The organism is Bacteroides sp. AM54-2NS (assembly GCF_003602935.1).
GTDB lineage: Bacteria > Bacteroidota > Bacteroidia > Bacteroidales > Bacteroidaceae > Bacteroides > Bacteroides xylanisolvens.
The window spans coordinates 1-20,994 of sequence record NZ_QTMZ01000021.1 but is presented as its reverse complement, the minus strand read 5'-3'; the positions used below and the strand labels follow the sequence as shown (position 1 = coordinate 20,994).

The following is a 20,994-nucleotide window of genomic DNA, read 5'->3' as shown; positions in this document are numbered from 1 at the left end:
CAAAAATAAGATATAAAAATGAAATGTGAAACAAAATCCGACTAACTTTATCAGCAGGTAAAACGAACCAAATCAGAAGTGATTCTTTTTTTATTCACGGAAGGTATCATTATTTAATACTTTTTTCGTACTTTCGCACCGACAATTGGCAATCACATGAAAAAACTATTGACACTGCTACTATTTTCTAACATCCTGTTTTCCCTGTTACAGGCACAACCTGTACATCAAATAAAGGGAACGGTGATTGAGAAAAACAGCCGTCAGCCATTAGAATTCATTAACGTAATGATTCTTGGACTGAACAAAGGTGGTGTCACCAATGCGGAAGGTCATTTCACCATCGAACAAGTGCCTCCCGGCATCTACCGCCTACAAGCGACAGCCATCGGCTACAAGAGTGTCACTACTCCCGAATATATCTTATCTACCAAAGATCTGAACATTTCGATAGAAATGGAAGAGAACCTGACCGAACTCGCAGGAGTAACTGTCACCGCTTCTCCTTTCCGGCGCGACCTGGAAAGTCCGGTCAGCCTGCGTATCATCGGATTGCAGGAAATAGAAAAGAGTCCGGGAGCCAATCGAGACATTTCGCGTATTGTTCAGTCTTATCCGGGAGTTGCCTTCTCGCCTATCGGCTACCGCAATGACTTGATTGTACGCGGTGGTTCTCCTTCTGAAAACCGTTTCTATCTGGACGGAGTGGAAATTCCCAATATCAATCACTTCAGCACGCAAGGAGCATCCGGCGGTCCGGTGGGAATCCTTAATGCCGACCTAATCCGTGAAGTAAATTTCTATACAGGTGCTTTTCCCACTGATAGAGGAAACGCGCTTAGCTCCGTGCTTGATTTCAAATTGCGCGACGGAGACATGGAGCATAACTCACTAAAAGCTACCCTCGGAGCATCCGAAGTCTCTCTGGCCTCCAACGGACATATTGGAAAGAAGACCTCCTATCTGGTATCTGTGCGTCAATCTTATCTGCAATTCCTGTTTGATATGCTCGACCTGCCTTTCCTGCCGACTTTCACCGATGCGCAATTCAAATTGAAAACCCGGTTCAACGAACAGAACGAACTGACGGTATTGGGGCTTGGAGGAATCGACAATATGCGATTGAACACGAAAGCAGATAGCGAGGACAATGAATATATCCTTAGTTACCTGCCAAAAATCAAGCAGGAAACGTTTACCTTAGGTGCTGTATATCGTCACTATGCAGGCCCGCATGTGCAATCGGTGGTAGTCAGTCACAGTTACCTGAACAACCGCAATACCAAATACCGGCAGAATGATGAAAGCATTCCGGAAAATCTGATGCTCCGCCTCCGTTCTACCGAACAGGAAACGAAGTTCCGCTTCGAAAACAATTCTTCTTTCCGCAACTGGAAAGTCAATCTCGGAGTGAATCTGGATTATAGTCAATATACCAATACCACCTTTCAAAAGGCATATACCAATCAGGCACAAACGTTTGATTACCACACCTATTTGGGAATGATGCGTTGGGGACTTTTCGGCACTATCAGCTACTCTTCGATGGACGAACGTTTCACAGCTTCCTTGGGATTGAGAGCTGATGCCAACAATTATTCGTCGGCCATGAAGTCACTCTCCGACCAGCTTTCTCCCCGCATATCGCTTTCCTACCAACTTGCCGAGCACTGGTTCGTAAGCGGAAATGCAGGACTTTATTATCAGTTGCCTCCTTACACGGCACTCGGTTTTAAAGATAATAACGGAACGTATGTCAACAAATACAATCTGCGCTATATGAAAGTCAGCCAGGAAAGTCTGGGCATTAGTTGGCGCAAAGGAGATACGTTCGAAGTCTCCGTCGAAGGATTCTATAAAGACTATGACAAAATTCCGCTCTCCGTTGTAGACGGGATTCCTCTTACCTGCAAAGGAAATGACTATGGAGTGATTGGCAATGAATTGCTGACTTCTACCGCTCAAGGACGTTCGTATGGCGCGGAGATTCTGGTAAAGTGGCTGATCGCCAAGAAACTGAATCTGGCTTCCTCCTTCACCATCTTTAAAAGTGAATACCGCAACGACAAAGAGAGCGAATACATTGCATCTGCATGGGACAACCGATATATTTTCAATTTACGGGGAACTTACAATCTGCCCCACCAATGGAGTGTCGGCATGAAAGTCAGTTGCATCGGCGGTGCTCCTTATACCCCATACGATGAAGAAAAATCATCTTTGGTATCCGCCTGGGATGCACAAGGCAAAGCATATTACGACTATTCAAAATATAATAAGGAACGTCTTCCGACCTTTGCACAAGTAGACCTCCGCATCGACAAGACATTTTATCTGAAACATTGCATGCTGGGATTCTATCTTGATTTGCAGAATATCACGGCCAGCAAACTGAAACAGCAGGATGTGCTGATGAGCACCGGCATCATCGAGAATCCGGAAGCTCCTGCCAACAGCCAACACTATAAAATGAAACGCCTCAAACAATCGAGCGGGACTTTGCTCCCCACATTAGGAATAACATTTGAGTATTAATTTATGCATAGAACATTAAACTAGAAAAAGAGTATGAAAAGAGAAATCGCTATGATTGCCTTCGTATTATTAGGCATGGGAATGACAGCTTCTGCACAATTCGGCAAGAAGATTAATTTAGGAAAAGCTTTGCAAGCAGGTAAAGATGTAGTATCAGCCGTTACGTTATCTGATGCGGACATTGCTAATATGAGTAAGGAATATATGGCATGGATGGACACTCATAATCCATTGACAAAACCTGATACTGAATATGGCAAACGTCTGGAGAAACTGACGGGACATATCAAAGAAGTGGACGGACTGAAACTTAACTTTGGCGTATATGAAGTAATAGACGTAAACGCCTTTGCCTGCGGTGACGGTAGTGTACGTATCTGCGCCGGTCTGATGGATGTTATGACGGATGAAGAAGTAATGGCAGTGGTAGGTCATGAAATCGGTCATGTGGTTCACACAGATTCCAAAGATGCCATGAAGAATGCTTATCTCCGTTCAGCTGTGAAGAACGCGGCAGGTGCAGCCAACGACAAAGTAGCCAAACTGACAGACTCCGAACTGGGAGCCATGGCAGAAGCTCTTGCCGGTGCACAATTCTCACAAAAGCAAGAAAATGAAGCCGATGATTATGGTGTTGAATTCTGCGTAAAAAACGGCATCGACCCTTATGCAATGGCAAATGCCTTGAGTAAATTGGCAGAACTTGCAAAAGATGCTCCTAAAGCATCCTATGCACAAAGAATGTTCTCTTCACATCCGGACACTCAAAAGCGTATTGAACGTACAAAAGCCAAAGCAGACAGCTACGCTAAGAAGTAAAGAGTTTATCTAATATATAAGGAAGAGTTCAAAACTTCCTGTTGATTTTTATTAAGGCACGGATTACACGGATTAACACAGTTCTTATTTAATTGAAACTGTGAAATCAGCGTAATCCGTGCCTCAATTATATTATTATGATTACACAAAAAAGACAACACGATTATTAAATTTTCATTAATATATTACACATATTTGCATAGTGTCCCGATTTCTTGTAATTTCGACCCTATAACCATTTAAATCCATTTATGGAATTTCTTATCATACTTTTCTTACTTATACTGAATGGCATTTTTGCCATGTATGAAATTGCGTTGGTATCATCCAGCAAAGCACGTCTTGAAACACTTGTCGCAAAAGGTAACAAATCAGCCCGAGGAGTTTTAAAACAATTGGAAGAACCGGAAAAGTTCTTGTCTACCATTCAGATTGGTATCACGTTGATCGGTATCGTATCCGGTGCGTATGGTGGTGTGGCTATTGCCGACGACCTCGTACCTTTCTTTTCTCTCATTCCGGGCGCAGAAGCATACGCACGCAACCTGGCAATGATTACTACCGTAGCAATCATCACCTATCTTTCTCTGATTATCGGAGAGCTGGTTCCTAAATCCATTGCTCTTAGTAATCCGGAGCGGTACGCCACTTTGTTCAGCCCGGTCATGATTCTGCTGACGAAGGTTTCTTATCCTTTTGTGTGGTTGCTAAGCGTCTCTACCCGGTTACTGAACAAACTTATCGGTCTGAAAAGCGAAGAACGCCCCATGACACAGGAAGAAATCAAAATGATCCTGCACCAAAGTTCGGAGCAGGGTGTGATTGACAAAGAGGAAACGGAAATGATACGCGACGTATTCCGTTTCTCTGATAAACGCGCCAACGAACTGATGACACATCGCAGAGATCTTATTATCCTTCATCCCGATGATACACAGGAAAAGGTGATGAAGATTATTGAAGAAGAACATTACAGTAAATATCTATTGGTAGACGAACGGAAAGATGAGATTATCGGTGTGGTTTCCGTAAAGGATATTATCCTAATGGTAGGCAACAAAAAGGTGTTTAACCTGCGCGAAATTGCCCGTCCTCCCCTCTTTATTCCGGAAAGTTTGTATGCAAATAAAGTTTTAGAGCTATTTAAGAAGAACAAAAACAAGTTCGGAGTTGTTGTTAACGAGTATGGCAGCACAGAAGGCATTATCACACTGCACGACCTGACCGAAAGTATCTTCGGAGACATCCTTGAAGAGGATGAAATGGAAGAAGAAGAAATCGTCACAAGGCAGGATGGTTCAATGCTGGTGGAAGCTTCAATGAATATCGACGACTTCATGGAGGAAATGGGTATCCTATCCTACGAAGATCTGGAATCGGAAGACTTCACCACTCTGGGTGGATTGGCCATGTTCCTGATTGGTCGCATCCCGAAAGCAGGAGATATCTTCACCTACAAGAATCTGCAATTCGAAGTGGTGGACATGGACCGCGGACGAGTAGACAAACTGCTTGTCATCAAACGGGACGAGGAACAGGAATAGGATAGCAAAAAACGAGCAATAGCTCACTATAATTATATTAACTTAAAGCACTTAATGATGAAAAAAGTAATTATGTTAGCAGCAGTCGTAGCTGCTTTGGCATCATGCCAATCAAAAGCAAACAAAGCCGCAGAGGCACAAGCAGACAGTCTAGCTATTGCTATGACTCCGATTACCGAATTGACTGAAGTTTATGAAGGTACTCTTCCTGCTGCCGACGGTCCGGGTATTGACTATGTACTGACCTTAAATGCTGCAACTGACGGTGTAGATACAGTGTACACACTGGATATGACTTACCTCGACGCTGAAGGTCAAGGACAAAACAAGACTTTCACTTCGAAAGGAAAACAAGAGACTGTACACAAGGTTGTGAACAAAAAACCTGTTACTGCTGTTAAGTTAACTCCGAAAGATGGTGAAGCTCCGATGTATTTCGTGGTTGTTAACGACACCACTCTTCGTTTGGTGAACGATAGCTTGCAAGAAGCTGTCAGCAATTTGAATTATGACATCATCAAGGTAAAATAATAAATAAGCCTAACCCTAACCAGTAAAAAAAGCTCTGTATAGAACCTTCGTTCTTGCAGAGCTTTTCCTTTTTTACACTATCACCTATTCTAATCGGACTATTCACTTTATTAGTTCTACCGATACTTTGATATTACCGTATTCATAAGCCCGGAAATACTGTTATCCCAATACCCCGTGTCCTTCTTGCAGACGTTTCAGCCTCAACAAGGCTTCGATATAATAATAATCTGCATAAATAATAGAAGCATCTATTTCAGAATGAGCGGGCCAGTGTCCTACACTATGCAACAGAAATGACGGTTTGCTTTTACCACTCTGATAACTGTCAGAGTTCAGGCTTGCCAGCATTTCAATAGCAGCATCTTTATAACGTTTTCCGGTTCCATTCGGGAGGTAAGTGGATAATTCAAGCAAAGCAGAGGCCACCACTGCCGCAGCAGAAGCGTCACGCGGAGCATCCGGTATTCCCGGTGCACTGAAATCCCAATAAGGAACCTTGTCTTCCGGCAGACGTTCGAGATAGACATCTGTCACTTTCTGCGCGAAATCAAGATACTTAGGATCTTTCGTTTCACGATAAACTACCGTGTATCCATAGATTGCCCATGCCTGACCACGCGCCCACATGTACTGTCGGCATAACCTTGGTGCGTTACTCCTTTTATCAGATTACCTGTAATGGTGTCGTATACCGCTACATGGTAAGATGTATAGTCGGGACGGAACTGGCATTTCATCGTTTTATCAGCATGAGAAACGGCAATATCATATAAATAAGGATTTCCACCATTCTTCGCTGCCCAGAAAAGCATTTCGAGGTTAATCATGTTATCCATGATGGTATTGTGCGGCCAGTTGCGGGGTTCCACTTCACGAGGCCATGAAAGGATAGTTCCTACAATGGGATTGAACAGAGTAGCCAACGTATCGGCTGTATCAAGAATCACTTGTTTGTAAGCCGGATTCTTGGTCAGGCGGTAACCATTTCCGTAGCTACAGAACACGAGGAAGCCCAAATCATGGTCGAAAGCCGGAGTCTTGGAAAGGAACTCCAGAGAGTTCGTGAACTTCTCCGCTTCTTCCTGAATCTGTTTATCTTTCGTATATTCGTAATCATACCACAATACTCCGGGCCAGAAACCGGCACACCATTCTTCCTTCGTCGCTTTCCGACAATTCCAATGATGTTCGTCAGTCATGATATTACGTGGCATCATTGTATAGTCGATGCCGGAGTCAGTTTTCAGTTCCGCAAGCGTACGTTGTGTCTGCTCTGCACAATAGTCCAATGCCTTATTCACATCCAATGTACCGGACGGCTGATGAGCACACGTACAGAAACCTAACATCACAGCCAAACCTACTACAATCTTTTTCATCTTAATCTGATATCTTCGAGTTAATTCTTAATCTTTATTTCTCTTTGTCAATTATTGATTGGTCAATTACTTATTCATCCGAAACCAATCGACATCTGCCCATCCCCGATTGCCTTCATTCGGAGTCACACAGAATAATCCGACTTTGGCTCCAATCCATTTGCCTTGACGGGCTGTGAAAGTCTCTCCCACTGTCGTATATTTCTTCCCGTCCAGACTATAAGCAAATGTACAAACGGCTCCTTTCCGAACCTTTACCTGTAAATACACTGTTTGCCATTCATTATCTGCTACTCCCGGCATCTTTAGATATTTTACCGGAATGTTTGCCAATTCTTTTATCCGTTCGGGATTTTGCTGTTCCGCATCCTTACAAACTGCCTGTTGCAGAATAAACTGATCCCCCGCCTTGCGAATAGAAAGATAACTATAATCCCATCCCATCACAATAATTCCGGTTTGTTCTCCATCCTGCTTGGCAGTAAATGTCAGCTTGGTCGTAGCTGTAAATTCTTCAGTCGGGAACTTTTGCATCAACAGATTAGGAACTTCCCAGAAGTTCACAAACTCTTTCGAAAGGCTGCCTGCATAAAGACGGATAAATCCCAAATCGGTAGTAAAACCGTAAGTGTCTTTTTTATTGGCATGCCATTGCCATTGTAATCCCAAATGCCGGGTATTGAATTCGTCACTCTCCGGCGGAGTAGCGATCGGATAGGTCTTTCCCACATTCGGTTTCTTATAAGTCGTTACAGGTTCACCGCAACCGTCTTTATCCTTGTCCACTCCGATTACAGGCCAGTCATTTACCCACATCATCGGATTCAGATGAATCACACGTCCGTAAGCGCCTTTATCTTGAAAATGGACGAACCAAGATTCTCCTGTATTGGTGTCTACCCAGCCCCCCTGATGAGGTCCGTTTATCGTTGTCTTTCCTTGTGCCATCACGATTTTCGATTCGTAAGGGCCATAGATGTTTTTTGAGCGAAGTACCAATTGCCAACCGGTTGCTACCCCTCCTGCCGGAGCAAAAATATAATAGTATCCGTTGCGTTTATAGAGCTCGGTCCTTCTACGGTATGATTCTTTCCATCATTTCCGTCGAACACCATCACCGGATCGGAAATAACTTCTGTTCCTTCCGCATTCAGTTCGCAAATGACGAGGATACTGTTCACCCCACTACGACTTCCGGCATAAGCATGTATCAAATATACTTTTCCGTCTTCGTCCCACAAAGGAGTTGCATCAATCATTCCTTTCCCTGCTTTCACTAATACAGGTTTGCTCCATTTTCCTTTCGGGTCTTTGGTTTTAATCATATAGATCCATAATCCGGATCCCCCCAGTAAATATAAAATTCTCCGTTATGAAAACGAATGGCCGGTGCCCATACGCCTTTACCATGCTGTGCCTTATCGAAGAAAGGTTCCGGCTCCTGAACCGGTAACGCATAGTTTACTAACGACCAATTAACCAAATCATTGGAATGAAGAATAGGAATTCCGGGAATACAATTAAAGCTGGATGCTGTCATATAGAAATCATCTCCGGCCGCACAGATATCCGGGTCTGAATAGTCAGCATGAAGAACCGGGTTCTGATAAGTTCCATTCCCCTTATCAGCCACCCAGGTCTTAGAAATTTCTTGTGCGCCTGCCAATGAACTGCAAGCCATCATTCCTGCTAAAAACAGAATCTTTTTACGCATATACCTTACTAATCAATTTCATTCAAAACTAGATTCGTTATTCCTAAAAACAGGTTCTTTCTACCTTATATAAAAACCAAACACTTTTAAAACTGAATCCTATCTCTGATTTCAAAACAATCTATTTACTGACCTATTTACTTATATATACGAAAGGGATTAGGTAAATACCTAATCCCTTTCCAACTTTTTTCTATTTATCCAAGATTATTGTAAAACAATCATGCTATATTACCAACAGCTTTTTCTTTACTCTTTTGCAAACATCAGGGTTCCGAAACCTAATTGGTCATAACCGCCGCTATTAGGCCCATAATCACCTGCCCCACCATCGGAATTACCGCGTGATGCATTTTCACGCATTTTATCAACCCACATCTTAGCATAGATGCTTGATTTACCATAATCCTGCGCCAAACGGTTCACCAGCTCCCATGCAGGACGCACTTCACCACGTGAATCCTTTCCTTCTCTTCTTTCCTGTGCAGAAATGGTATCCCAGCTTCCACTACAATTTGTATAAGTAGTATAAGGCAGATCATTATCTGTATATCTGAAACCGGTCATCTTCCAACTGGCACTTGAACTACCGGTTTCAGCACCACCGATATTGTATTTAGCTACATATTCACACATAGCCAATGCACGTCCGTCATCAAAGATGAAAAGGTCTTCACCTACATTCTTTGCCATCTGACAGAAAGCACCCAGCAGACTGACACACAAGGTAGCATGTCCTTGATCACGACCTGATTCCTGACATTGTCCCAGCATTTCATTACTATCCGGATCTAAATGTATGAAAGGAACGCCATTTCCTATATTTCCCGAACCAATACCAAATTTGAAATATTGGATAGCTTCATTGATTTTAAAGTTATCATCCGCCAAAATACCGATAGAAAGTAAAGCTGTCATCGCAGATAAATCCCAGTTGAGCCAATAATGAAGCGCACATTCATTTCCATTGTGCGTAGACAGGAATTTTGTGATATGAGGATAAAAGACATCTGCAATCCATGCTTTAAACTTAACGAAATCAGCTTCCTGCCATCCTGGATAAGAACGCATAATCTCCGCTGCATTTGCTATTTGATGTACCTGAATAAAAATCAAGAACTCGTTCGGATCTATAAATTCACCTTTATCATTCACGATAAATCCTGTACATGTTTTAGCCCAGTCATTCAAAATAGCAACAGCAGCATCTGCATACTGTGCACCGTCAGTTTCCGACAATTTCCATCGAAGGGCCAATTGATAGGCTGCGGCAGCGTCCTTCATCAACTTCGTGTAGTTATTCCAGTCATTGGGATATTTGCCTGCCCAATTATTTTGATCGAGACGCGCCAATAATTTCACCGGAGAAGCCTTATAATTTGATTGTGACAAGCTATTCCCACTACGACTTAAATGATCGAACGCATTTTTCCAAGGTTGCGCACCGGCTTGCACTTTTCCTTTTACAAACTCAAAATCCGTTTCTGTATGAAGCATACAAGGATGCTCCAAAGTCGTAACATAATCCTTCACTTCCGGCCAACTACTCATATCATTAGAGCCGTCTTCTATTTCGCTACATGCTAAAAGCGTGGTAGAAGTCAGGGCAAAAAGCCCTGCTCCTATTATTGTATATAATTTCATCTTATTCATGGTAGTTATTCGTTAGTATTGTTTTCACTATCTACAAAAGCTTGAAGTTCCTCTATGGATTTGAAAGAACGAATCCAGTAAAGATCATAAGTCTGAGCAGTTTCCGGGAAATCGGCAATTACAAACTTACATTGCACTAAATCAAAGACCTGATTCCAATCTGTAGGAGTCACAGTTTTATATTTTGACTGTAAGTCGTAATACAAGACATTTGGCTCCGTAGTCGAAATCTCACTTGCACCCAGAATCTCGTATCTATTATTAGCATCTCCGCCTGTTCCAAAATATTCAGGACCGATTTTCTTAATACCATCATCAAAGATCTCTAATTTAATACAACCATTGGGTTTGTTCTTTCCTGGAACCAATTGAGATTTAAATCCTACCTTAATGGCAAAATATCTATAATCAGCAGGAGTTACATTTACAATTTTTCCTTTACCACTTCTTGCAAGCCATAAGTCACCACGGTATCCGGAGCCCATCTGAACAGTAGTCTTATTTCCGTCAGATGAAACAACAGACGCATTGTTGCCATCCAAATACCAATTATTATCCAGTCCGTTACCCAAACCATTACCTAATGAATACCAGAAACGTCCATCGGCAACTGTGACAGTTACATTTTGTACAACAGGGCCATAAGAAGCTGTTATCACAGCAGAAGCGGCCTTAGTAGTATGTACTTTCAATTTACCAGTCTTATCCACACTAATCACCTCCGGATTATCACTCGTCCAAGTCAGCAGCGAAGCAGTAGCATCTACCGGTTCCAATGTGTACTTAACCTGATATTCCTGTCCATATCCCAATTGATTAAGTTCCGCATCTTCAGTAAACGTCATTCCGGTAATTGGAGTTACTATCTTAACCCCTATCTCGCAACTTGCAGACACCGGATTCGAACTGAAATCATCAGCCGTCACTATAATAATCGCATCCCCTTTGCTGATTCCGGTCACCAAACCTGTCTTTTCATCCACCGTAGCTACTTCCGGGTTACTACTTGTCCATTTATAACGCTTGAACGTAGTAGTTGCCGGTTCTGAAGAAACAGTTAATTGATATTCATCGCCTGCCGCAATCTCTTCTGCCGGAACATTAGTTATATTGATGGCTGACATATAGGTATATTCGTCCATAACTTCAACTGTTCTAGTGACGATCGTAGCCTCCGGACCGAAACCGATTTCCGGCGTTAATGTAATAATAGCTTTTCCTGCTTTATCCTTAGTCACGACCTTACCTTCCCGTGTAACAGCAACAATAGATTCATCCGACGAAGTCCATTGCACATTAGCATTGGTTGCATTTTCAGGTGCAATACTCCAAGAGAGTTGCAGTTCTTTGTTCTTCAGCAGACAAATTGTTTTATTCCCTGCATCATATTGAGTTTCGTTAAGAGTAATGGTGGATACTGTAATCATTTCGTCCATCTTTCCTCCTAAATCCTTATCATCATCACATGAAGTCAGACCTAAAAACGAACAAGCCGCCAGTCCAACAAAATATTTTATATAATCTCTTTTCATGATTCTTATTCTTTAAGTTATTCAGACTTGATTATTGCCATCCCGGATTCTGTCCTAAGTTCGGATTCAACTGACACTGATCTACCGGAAGCGGATACAGGTCATTTTTACCACCCCAGCGCCGACTATTTTCCAAGATCAAACAGCCATCGGAGTCTTTTGCCATATTAGAAGCGCCAGCCCATGAAGTCGCAAAATCAGTTCCTGTCCATTTCACTCCTAGAATAGGTTTAGGCATCTCTACAATAGCAGTATTCCAACGCTTCAAATCATCAACTCGGAAACCTTCATTGTACAATTCGATGGTACGTTCACGACGGATTTCCTCTCGCATATTCAAACTGTTTTCTGAAGCAAAAGACGTAGTCAGTTTAGGCATATCCGGGTTTACACGGAGACGAACCAAATTCAACGAGATATTCAAAGCATCATCCAAAGCTTTGCCGGTGGTTCCCAACTCATACATAGCTTCTGCATAATTCAATAAAACTTCTGCATAACGAATAATCGGAAAGTCGTAACCTTCAAATGTATCAGCCACCTTACGTTCCGTACCCCATTTTTGGTTTTGATAACCGGAACCTTGGAATACATTACATGTAATGGCATTGGTCGCATCTTCCCCATCCATACCTTTCCAGTCAATACGCGGTTTGTCGTTATCCCAATATTTAGTGCCATGAGCCAGAAGACAGTTCTTCATGCGATTATCACGATTTTCAAATTCCGTAGTCAGACCTCCATAACCTTTAAAGACATCAGCACTCTTGGCATGGTCAATAGGTAGCCCATTGCTACAAAGATACATATTCACAAATTTACGATTAATATATTGCACGTTCGCTACACAACCATGTGTGATATTAGTCCCGATCGGAGCAATCGTTTCATCATGACGACGATAGAATATATATTCTTTATTGGCACTCTTAGTCAGATTCGCAGGATTAGACTGTACATTCTCTAAAATGAACAGGTATTTATAAGCCATCTCTCCCAATGCTGCTGGTTTGAATAGCTCGAATTGCTTACTGTCGATAACTTTTTTCGCCGCATCCGCTGCAATACTCAACAATGCTTTGCCACGTTCTTCATTATTGCGGTTTTGTTGCCATGTGCCTTCATATAAAGCGACACGTGAAAGGAATGCATAAGCTCCCCATTTTGAAATACGCCCTTCATCGTCTGTCGTAATTGTTTCCGGCAATACTTCAGCCGCATCCTTCAAATCCTGAATCACGAAGTCAATCACTTCGCTACGGTCATTGCGGCTCATGCGTAACTCGGGTGAAGTAATATCCAACGGTTCTTTAGTGATAATCACATTGCCAAACAATTGCACCAAATCAAAATAAGAATAAGCACGGAAGAACTTCGCTTCTGCTACATAGCGACTAATATCACCGTTACCGGAAAAAGACGCCGCTTTTTGCAGCAACAAATTGCAACGGCGGATATGGGCATAATTGCTGGTATAGTTACCGTCTGAAGTAGGAATCGGATTACTACCATTGCTGTACATATTTACAGAACTGGAAGTCATCAAGTCCGAACGCCAGTCAGAATGTGCACCATCAGAAATAACAGACTTGAAATCACGGGTCCAACCATAGAAATTAGTTGCAAAATATTTAAAATCATCTGCTGCCCCCCATAAGTTGCCATCTGCCAGTTGGTCCTGCGGATCAAGATCCAGACACGAATTCAGTGTCAGACCAAGCGATAAAATTAAAAAAGCTTTCTTATATAGTTTCATATTCTTCATACATTAAAAAGTTAGATTTAATCCGAAAGTCACTGTACGGACAAAGGGGAAACGTCCTGCTGCTGATACCTTACGGCTAGCCTCCGGATCCCATCCGTCGTTAATTTTAGAATATTCCCAAAGATCAGCACCTGCTACATATACACGACAAGAACTAATTGCTTTCGTTTTAGCTAAAAAGGCAGAAGGTACATTGTATCCCAATGTCACATTTTTCAGACGAATGTAAGAACCATCTTCCACTGACCAGGAAGAAGCCTGATAGTTGTAGTCATTGATTTCATTCTTATTACTATATGTCGGATAATAAGCACCCCGGTTCTCCGGACTCCACGTGTTACCTACCGATTGATTCGAAGTGTTCAGATATAATGCTTTCATCGGTATACGCCAAATCTCATTACCGTTATTATCTCCCGTACGGAAGATTGTACGTTGAGCAGCACCCTGGAAAACCAATGATAAATCAAATCCCTTCCATTCTGCTCCTACATTAAAAGAGAAAGAGATTTTCGGATCATCTGTACCTAAATAAACAATATCATTCTGATCCAGTTTGCCGTCATTATTTACGTCAGCATACATATTATCTCCCAAACGGAAGTTTTGTTCTGTCAATCCGATAGTATTACCAGTCAGGAAGCGATATAGATATTTTTGACGTTCTTCTTCTGTCTGTGCTTTGCCGGCATAACGCAAACCAAAAATACTATTCAACGGATAACCTTGCTGTTTATCAACAAAACCGGATTTCAGAACTGAAACTGCACCAATATCCGTCAGTTTATTCGTATTAAAAGAATAAGTACCTCCTACATGATAAGTGAAGTCTTTTCCAATCTTATCAGACCAGTTTACCATGACTTCCCATCCATGTGATCTGAATTTTCCATTGTTTGACATACCTGCGTTATCACCCAGAACTCCCGGATAAGAAACATTAATCAACATATTATCATTACGTTTCATGTATACTTCGGCAGTACCTGTCAGACGGGAATTGAACAAGGAAAAATCCAATCCTAAATTATAGTTCTTAATGCGTTCCCATTCACGTCCCAGAGAAGCGATTTTACCATTCGTATCTATGATAGTGCCTTTGTTAGGACCGATATAAGCTCCGCTTTGAGATTCAAATTTATAGAATTGTGTACCATCATATCGATCAATACCACTCTGGTTACCAACTTCACCATAAGAAAGACGGATTTTCAAATCGTTCAACCATTTGATGTTCTTCATAAACGCCTCTTCCGTAATACGCCATCCACCGGATATTCCATAAAAGAAGTCCCAGCGATTTTCCGGTTTAAACTTGGAAGAACCATCATAACGCATATTTACTTCCAATAAGTATTTTGACTTATAATTATAGTTTAAACGAGAATAGTAGGACATCACAGCCTCATGCCACTTTGTACCATGTTTATCTGTCAGATTTACCAAACCTGCCCCATTTACAGTTTCCAACGAGTTCTGTATATCTTTCACCGATACACCAAAATAATCGTATTCTTTCAATTCATATTGAGCACCAACCATTGCACTTACATTATGATGCTGCGCAAATGTATTATGATAATCAACATAACCTGCCATAGAATAGAAGTCTGTACGCGAACTTGTTTTCTCGTAAGACGACTCTTCCTGTTTGTAACCGTCAGCCTTAGTGTTTATCTTGGTTCCCGCATAATTATAAGAAGTAATAGCCATCTTCTTTATATCACGTGAAGCTACTCCGGAGTTATAACCGAGATTTGCTACTACATCCAGATGTTTATTAATATTGTAAGTGAATTTCTCACTGATATTAATTTCAGATACTTTCAGTTTATTATCTCCACCCAGTTCGGCAAACCAAATCGGTGACAACCAAGTTCCCCACGAATAAGGTTTTCCATCAATCGTAGAAGCCGGAAGTCCCGGTTGCGGATAACTGGAAGTCAATGTTCTATTCAGTTGTGAAGGAGCCACCTGATCCTGACGGTTATAGGCTATCACAGATTCAATAGAAAAGTTATCAAAGACTTTCAGTTTATTAGTCAAACGAAGATTGAAACGCTGATTGTTATTATTTCCCCACTTCAAGTTACTGTCATCATACATATACCCTACGGACAAGCGATATAAATTCTTTTCTGTACCTCCGGAAACAGCTAGGTCATGTTGCGTAGAATAAGAATTGCCGAACAACACGTCTTGCCAGTTGGTATCCATGAACACGAAATCCATTACATCTGAATAGCTGGGAGCAAAAGGATTTGCACTGTGATCCAAATCAATGTATTTACCTTCATTAGCCAATGCCATTTTCGCATATTTCACCCATGAGTAAGAATCCGGCTGACCATCGTTCTGACAAGTCTGTAACACTGCATTCGCCCACTCGTTCATAGTCATCAGCTCCGGCTGCAATCCCACCATCTTGTAAGTGTATGAACCGCTATATTCTATTCTCGCTTTTCCTTCCTTTGCCTGCTTAGTGGTTACCAATACCACACCACCTGCAGCCCGGGAACCATAAATAGCAGCCGATGCATCTTTCAGAAAATTGATAGACTGAATATCAGAAGGGTTGATATTACGCAGTGCATTTACACCATCATAAGCAACTCCGTCAATAACGATCAATGGCTCGGCATTATTTGCAGAAACAGAACCACGCAATTTCAAGCCCCAACTCTCATCTCCCGGAGCTGCCGAATTGCGAGTGATCGTAACACCCGGAACCTGACCTTGCATTGCCTGTAACGGACTTGACATCGTTCCTTTATTCTTCAACATTTTATCAGATACCACTGTTACAGCACCAGTCAATGTCTCCTTCTTTTGTGAACCGTATCCCACTACCACAACTTCGTCCAACACTTCGCTATCTTCCTGCAATTTTACATTTATCACAGTTTGTGCAGCCACATCTATAATTTGATCCTTATAACCAATATAGCTGAATTTCAACTTAGCTCCAGCAGGTACACCAATCGTATAATTTCCGTCGATATCCGTAATAGTTCCTTCTGTTCCTCCTATTACAGTAATATTCACACCAATCAATGGTTCGCCTGTTGCATCAACGACTTGACCTTTCACTTTCTTTTGAGCCTGTGCCACTACTTGACTATCTTTCATGTTTGTATCGGCCCACGCCTTTGAAACAGGACAAAGTCCCAGCATTAATCCTAACGCAAACACCGCTGTTTTGTTAGGTCGCGAATTAAATATTAATCCTCTTCGTTTCATAAAATTAAATTTGAGGTTTAAAAATAGTATTAAATTTTTGTTCTCTAAAATAAGATGAGGCATACAAATACCTCTTTGTAAATTCTGACTCCTTTTCCATAAGCACAAAGGGTTATTTATTAATGAATAAGATTATATACAATTCCGGAAAAACTCGCGCATTTCACGACGTCCCAGAAACAGATGGTTTTCCACCGTCCTGCAGCTTAGATTCAGTTCATTTGCGATTTCCGGAGACGTTTTATTTTCGAAGCGGTTCAATGTATAAATTAACCGACGTTGTTCGGGCATAGCAGCCAAGCGGGTCCGTTCCATTGTCATTAAATCATCACCGATAATTTTTTCTTCGGTTTCATTGGTAGAAGCGGACATAGTATCATAGATGTAGCTGTCTATCTCCTGTTTCTTATAATAACGACGGATATAGTCGATTACAATATTGCGGGCAATGGTGAACAAGAAATATTTCACTGTGTCCGGACGGAGCATTTGCTTGTAGTCCAGCAGACGTACAAATACATCCTGGGTTAGATCCTCCGCTTCGTAGCGATGAGTGATACGATAAGTAATATAGGTAAGAATCACCTGATAATATTCTTCATAAGAACGGGTGATAATGTTGTCGGAAGTGTTAGCTGTTGTCTCCATAATACTATCTTTTTCGGTTTTGATCACGATGCAAATATAGAGGTGATTTTGGATATAACAGCCAGAAAATAAAGCAGATCAATCTCAATGAATCTAGGTAGACTCATTTAAACATACAATTCTAATTATCAACATATTACGTTTACAAAAAAGAGAGTATCACTTTATAAAATGAGACTCAAATCACTCAAATCAACGTATCTTTGCTCCACTTACGCTCGTTTGCTCCCATCCTCTTCCCCTCTTCAATTTTATCATTTGATCGTTTCATTGTCACATCAAAGCTATTAATGAAGTACGAACATTAATAGATAAGTTCCGTTTCATTAAAGATAAACTTGCTTTGCACTTATTGCAAAGTTACGTTTGATTAAGGGTAAACTATAAATGAAAGCTTCAATTATATAATTGCAAGCTTTGTTTTTATAAACGCAAGTTTCGTTTATAAAAACAAAGCTTGCGTTTATAGATTACTCCCTATAGAAAACAACTTTACAATAGGACCAAAAGAGGTTTATATAGGGAGAAGAAGAACTTATCTATTAATAGATTACGAGAAAAAGACTAGTAAAAGGAAAATCCACTTGGTGAAGGGAGGTCCTTCACCCTATAACCCCGATGAATAGGGCGGTGTGAAGGGTGAAAGAGATATGAGTATAAAATAGATTTCAGTGATAATAAGTCGAAAAGTTACTCTTCTTTGGCTGTTCCACCTATACTACGAATATATTCATTCGGAGTGACTCCCGTACTCTTTTTGAATGAACGGAAGAAAGAAGCACGAGAACTGAAGCCGCAAAGTTCTGCCAGTGCAGTTAATGTATAGCGGGAATATTGACTATCCACCACCATTTTCTTGAATTGAGTGACGCGGTATTCGTTTATAAAGTCATAATAAGACTGATTGAGATATTGATTCAAAAGATACGATAATGAATGCGAAGAAGTATCCAAAGCAGAAGCCAGGTCGCCCATTTTTAAATCAGGATTAATATATGGCTTTTCTTTCTCCACATAAGCAACCAGTTTCTTATGGAGCTCTTTACATTCTTCTTCAGTCAGCCTGTTAGTTTTATACTTTTCTTCGGTTGCAGCGATAGAAGACTCTTCAGAAATCACTTCCGCTTGTTCTATCGTTCGGTCTTTCTGCTGTGTCTTCTCTATGGACGCGGAGATTGCCGATGCAGGAGAAGTAAGCAGGCGGCGCATACGATTCCACACATAATATCGTATAAAAGCAATAATGCCTACAACTAATAAAACAGAAAGTGCCCATCCCCACCAAGGTATCATAGGACGTACCGTTACTTGGTAAACAGCTTCCGACTGTTCATTTCCCGGAAGGCGCACACGGAACGTATAAGTTCCAGAAGATAATCCATAATAGGAAACCTCATTCTGCGCAGCCAATAGTTTCCAGTCTTTATCCACTCCTTCCAACTGATATTCATACAATAGAGCCGAAGGCAGACCATAAGCAAAATCCGTAAAGCAGAAAGTCAGATTATTCTGATTATATTTTAAAGACGGGTTGGTAAAAGAAATGCCATTAGCCAATATATCCGTAAACACAATCGGACGGACTTTACCACGCACTTCATCCACCCGCTTCGGATCGACATAAATCAAACCTTTGGTGTTGCCGAACCATAATATTCCTTTTTCATCTTTATAAGCAGCCCCATTCGTAAAAGTGGGTCCCGGTACTCCATCATTGAAAGTGAAGGCATCGTACTCTTCTCCTTCTTCCTTTATGCGTAACAATCCATCATTACAAGCCACCCACAACCAACCCTGGTTATCTTCCACGATCGACATCAGCGAATTGTCAGGAAGCGTAGAAAAGACGGAACGATTCCGAAAACGATCCATCGTTAAAGTAGAGGTAAACAGACTTCCCTTTTCACGAATAAAATAAAGGTTGTGTCCTGTATCTTCATAAATGGTACGCACCTTATCCCTATGCACAAATCCTTCAGGGAACACATTAGATCGTAAACTTTGAGAAGCAGGATCATATATACACATGCCGGTTTCCGTGGCAATCCATCCTTTGCCGGTAGAGTCAAAACTAACTTCATAAACGTTACCTTCCGGCAATTGGGAATTGGCGCTGGTAAAGTGTTTGATCTGTTTTGCCTGTCTATTATAACAGAACAATCCCTGTGAAGTGCCTATCCAGAGATTTCCTTTTTCATCCGGTCGCACACAAAAGATATGTCCTTTCTGAAACAGCTCTGCATCTCCATCTCCTCCCTGGGCAAAATATTTTAAAGATAATGTCTCCGGATTCAACACCATCATGCCTCCGCCATACGTACCGATATAATATTCGCCTTCATAAAAACAGATTGTCAATATCAAATCCGAAGTCAAAACAGGTTTCACAAAACTCTTTACGACTCCGGTAGCTTCATTTATATAATACAAGCCGTCACGTGAACCGATGACTTTTTCGTGTCCTCTGTTGACAAAAGAACGAATGGAAAGATTGGCAGAGTTAAACAGAGGAGGATAAGCATAAGTTTGGAAAAGACCATTCTGATAAAGTGAGTAATCCAAACCTGCCTGAAAGTGCCCCACCCAAACAGCACCTCTGTCATCCACCAATAGTGAATAAATGGAATTACTGCGAATACCTTCTTTATCACTTACATCGTGGCAAAAACGACGTGCCACTTGTTGGGCTTTATGCGAAAGGAAATGAACGCCATTGCCATCTGTTGCAATGTATACTGTCTCCTTTCCATCGCTGGATATGTCGGAAATGACATCACAGCCTAAAGATACTGTATGCGAAAAGCTCTTTTTGTTTATATCGAAACGAACTACTCCCTGACTCATTGTACCTAAATAAAGGGTTTCTCCGATACGAGTCAGGCAGCGGAAATAATCGGCCTCGGGAACATTCTCCTGGAAATGCCAGGAATCAATCTTACCATCTTTCAATGAATAAGAGAACAAACCTTGCACTGTAGCCAGCCATAACGCACTTTTATCTTCATTCAGACAGAGATCCATAATTCGATTACAGGCAGCCAGCATATTCCGGTCGGTCAATACTTGGAGCAATTGCCCGTCCTTTTGGATGAACAATCCTTTCTCTGTACCGATATAGAGAATATCTCCATCCGGAAGTAAGGTATTTACAGCAAAATCTATCTTTTCGGGAACAATTCTCTCCAGCTGGCCGTTTGCACGATTCAGACGCCAAAGTCCGATACCGTTTCCTACCCAAAGCTGATTGTCGGCTGTTTCCGTGATGCAGTTCACCCGTTTCTTCCTTCCGGAATCCACGCCTCGAAATTCATAATGGCGAACTTTCACACCATCAAAACGATCGAGACAATTATCTGTTCCTAGCCAGACAAAACCTTCCGAGTCTTTATAAATGGCGTTCACCAATAACCCGGACAGTCCATCGGACATGACTACATTACGAAATGTATAATTCTGGGCTTGCAGATTTACACCACAAACCAAGTATATGATTAAAAGAATCAGATATTTAATCGTGTTCTTCACTTACAACCGCTTCCTTTCATATTAAACATGTGACAAACATACATAAAAATCTCCAAAAGAGCACATTCCTTTATACAAAAAAAATAGTCCCCTTCGTATTTGTTAT

The 20,994-nt window shown here is 41.4% G+C and carries 10 protein-coding genes and 2 pseudogenes; 4 read left to right on the top strand and 8 right to left on the bottom strand.

From position 1 onward, the window contains the following. Positions 1 to 156 precede the first annotated feature (156 nt). The 4 genes from DXA05_RS14090 (at position 157) to DXA05_RS14075 (ending at position 5,429) form a co-directional block, all read left to right on the top strand. Positions 157 to 2,535, top strand: a complete 2,379-nt coding sequence (locus tag DXA05_RS14090; RefSeq protein WP_128859288.1) for a TonB-dependent receptor — start codon at positions 157 to 159, stop codon at positions 2,533 to 2,535. Positions 2,536 to 2,568: 33 nt separating this feature from the next. Then, positions 2,569 to 3,354: a M48 family metallopeptidase gene (locus DXA05_RS14085; protein ID WP_004296962.1), complete on the top strand. Its 786-nt coding sequence runs from the start codon at positions 2,569 to 2,571 to the stop codon at positions 3,352 to 3,354. A gap of 251 nt (positions 3,355 to 3,605) precedes the next feature. Further along, positions 3,606 to 4,898: a hemolysin family protein gene (locus DXA05_RS14080; RefSeq protein ID WP_009040928.1), complete on the top strand. Its 1,293-nt coding sequence runs from the start codon at positions 3,606 to 3,608 to the stop codon at positions 4,896 to 4,898. 57 nt (positions 4,899 to 4,955) lie between these two features. Further along, entirely contained in the window at positions 4,956 to 5,429 is a 474-nt protein-coding gene (locus DXA05_RS14075) for a copper resistance protein NlpE N-terminal domain-containing protein (RefSeq protein ID WP_009040929.1), read from the top strand. A 162-nt stretch (positions 5,430 to 5,591) separates the two neighbouring features. Here DXA05_RS14075 and DXA05_RS14070 read toward each other — a convergent pair. From DXA05_RS14070 to DXA05_RS14035, 8 genes and pseudogenes are all read right to left on the bottom strand, one after another. After that, positions 5,592 to 6,811: pseudogene (locus tag DXA05_RS14070) on the bottom strand (glycoside hydrolase family 88 protein). 66 nt (positions 6,812 to 6,877) lie between these two features. Further along, positions 6,878 to 8,525: pseudogene (locus DXA05_RS14065) on the bottom strand (glycoside hydrolase 43 family protein). A 249-nt stretch (positions 8,526 to 8,774) separates the two neighbouring features. Beyond that, positions 8,775 to 10,178: an alginate lyase family protein gene (locus DXA05_RS14060; RefSeq protein WP_074909988.1), complete on the bottom strand. Its 1,404-nt coding sequence runs from the start codon at positions 10,176 to 10,178 to the stop codon at positions 8,775 to 8,777. 5 nt (positions 10,179 to 10,183) lie between these two features. After that, positions 10,184 to 11,710: an Ig-like domain-containing protein gene (locus tag DXA05_RS14055; RefSeq protein WP_128859287.1), complete on the bottom strand. Its 1,527-nt coding sequence runs from the start codon at positions 11,708 to 11,710 to the stop codon at positions 10,184 to 10,186. 31 nt (positions 11,711 to 11,741) lie between these two features. After that, on the bottom strand, positions 11,742 to 13,475 hold the full coding sequence (locus DXA05_RS14050) for a RagB/SusD family nutrient uptake outer membrane protein (RefSeq protein WP_032811730.1): 1,734 nt from the start codon (positions 13,473 to 13,475) through the stop codon (positions 11,742 to 11,744). 3 nt (positions 13,476 to 13,478) lie between these two features. Continuing rightward, positions 13,479 to 16,778, bottom strand: coding sequence for a TonB-dependent receptor (locus DXA05_RS14045; protein WP_118195591.1), 3,300 nt, complete (start codon positions 16,776 to 16,778; stop codon positions 13,479 to 13,481). Positions 16,779 to 16,847: 69 nt separating this feature from the next. Further along, positions 16,848 to 17,363 carry an RNA polymerase sigma-70 factor gene (locus tag DXA05_RS14040; RefSeq protein ID WP_074909999.1) on the bottom strand — a complete coding sequence of 172 codons (516 nt, stop codon included), beginning with the start codon at positions 17,361 to 17,363 and terminating at the stop codon, positions 16,848 to 16,850. Positions 17,364 to 18,053: 690 nt separating this feature from the next. Further along, positions 18,054 to 20,888 carry a two-component regulator propeller domain-containing protein gene (locus DXA05_RS14035; protein ID WP_128859286.1) on the bottom strand — a complete coding sequence of 945 codons (2,835 nt, stop codon included), beginning with the start codon at positions 20,886 to 20,888 and terminating at the stop codon, positions 18,054 to 18,056. Between the last annotated feature and the right edge of the window lie 106 nt (positions 20,889 to 20,994).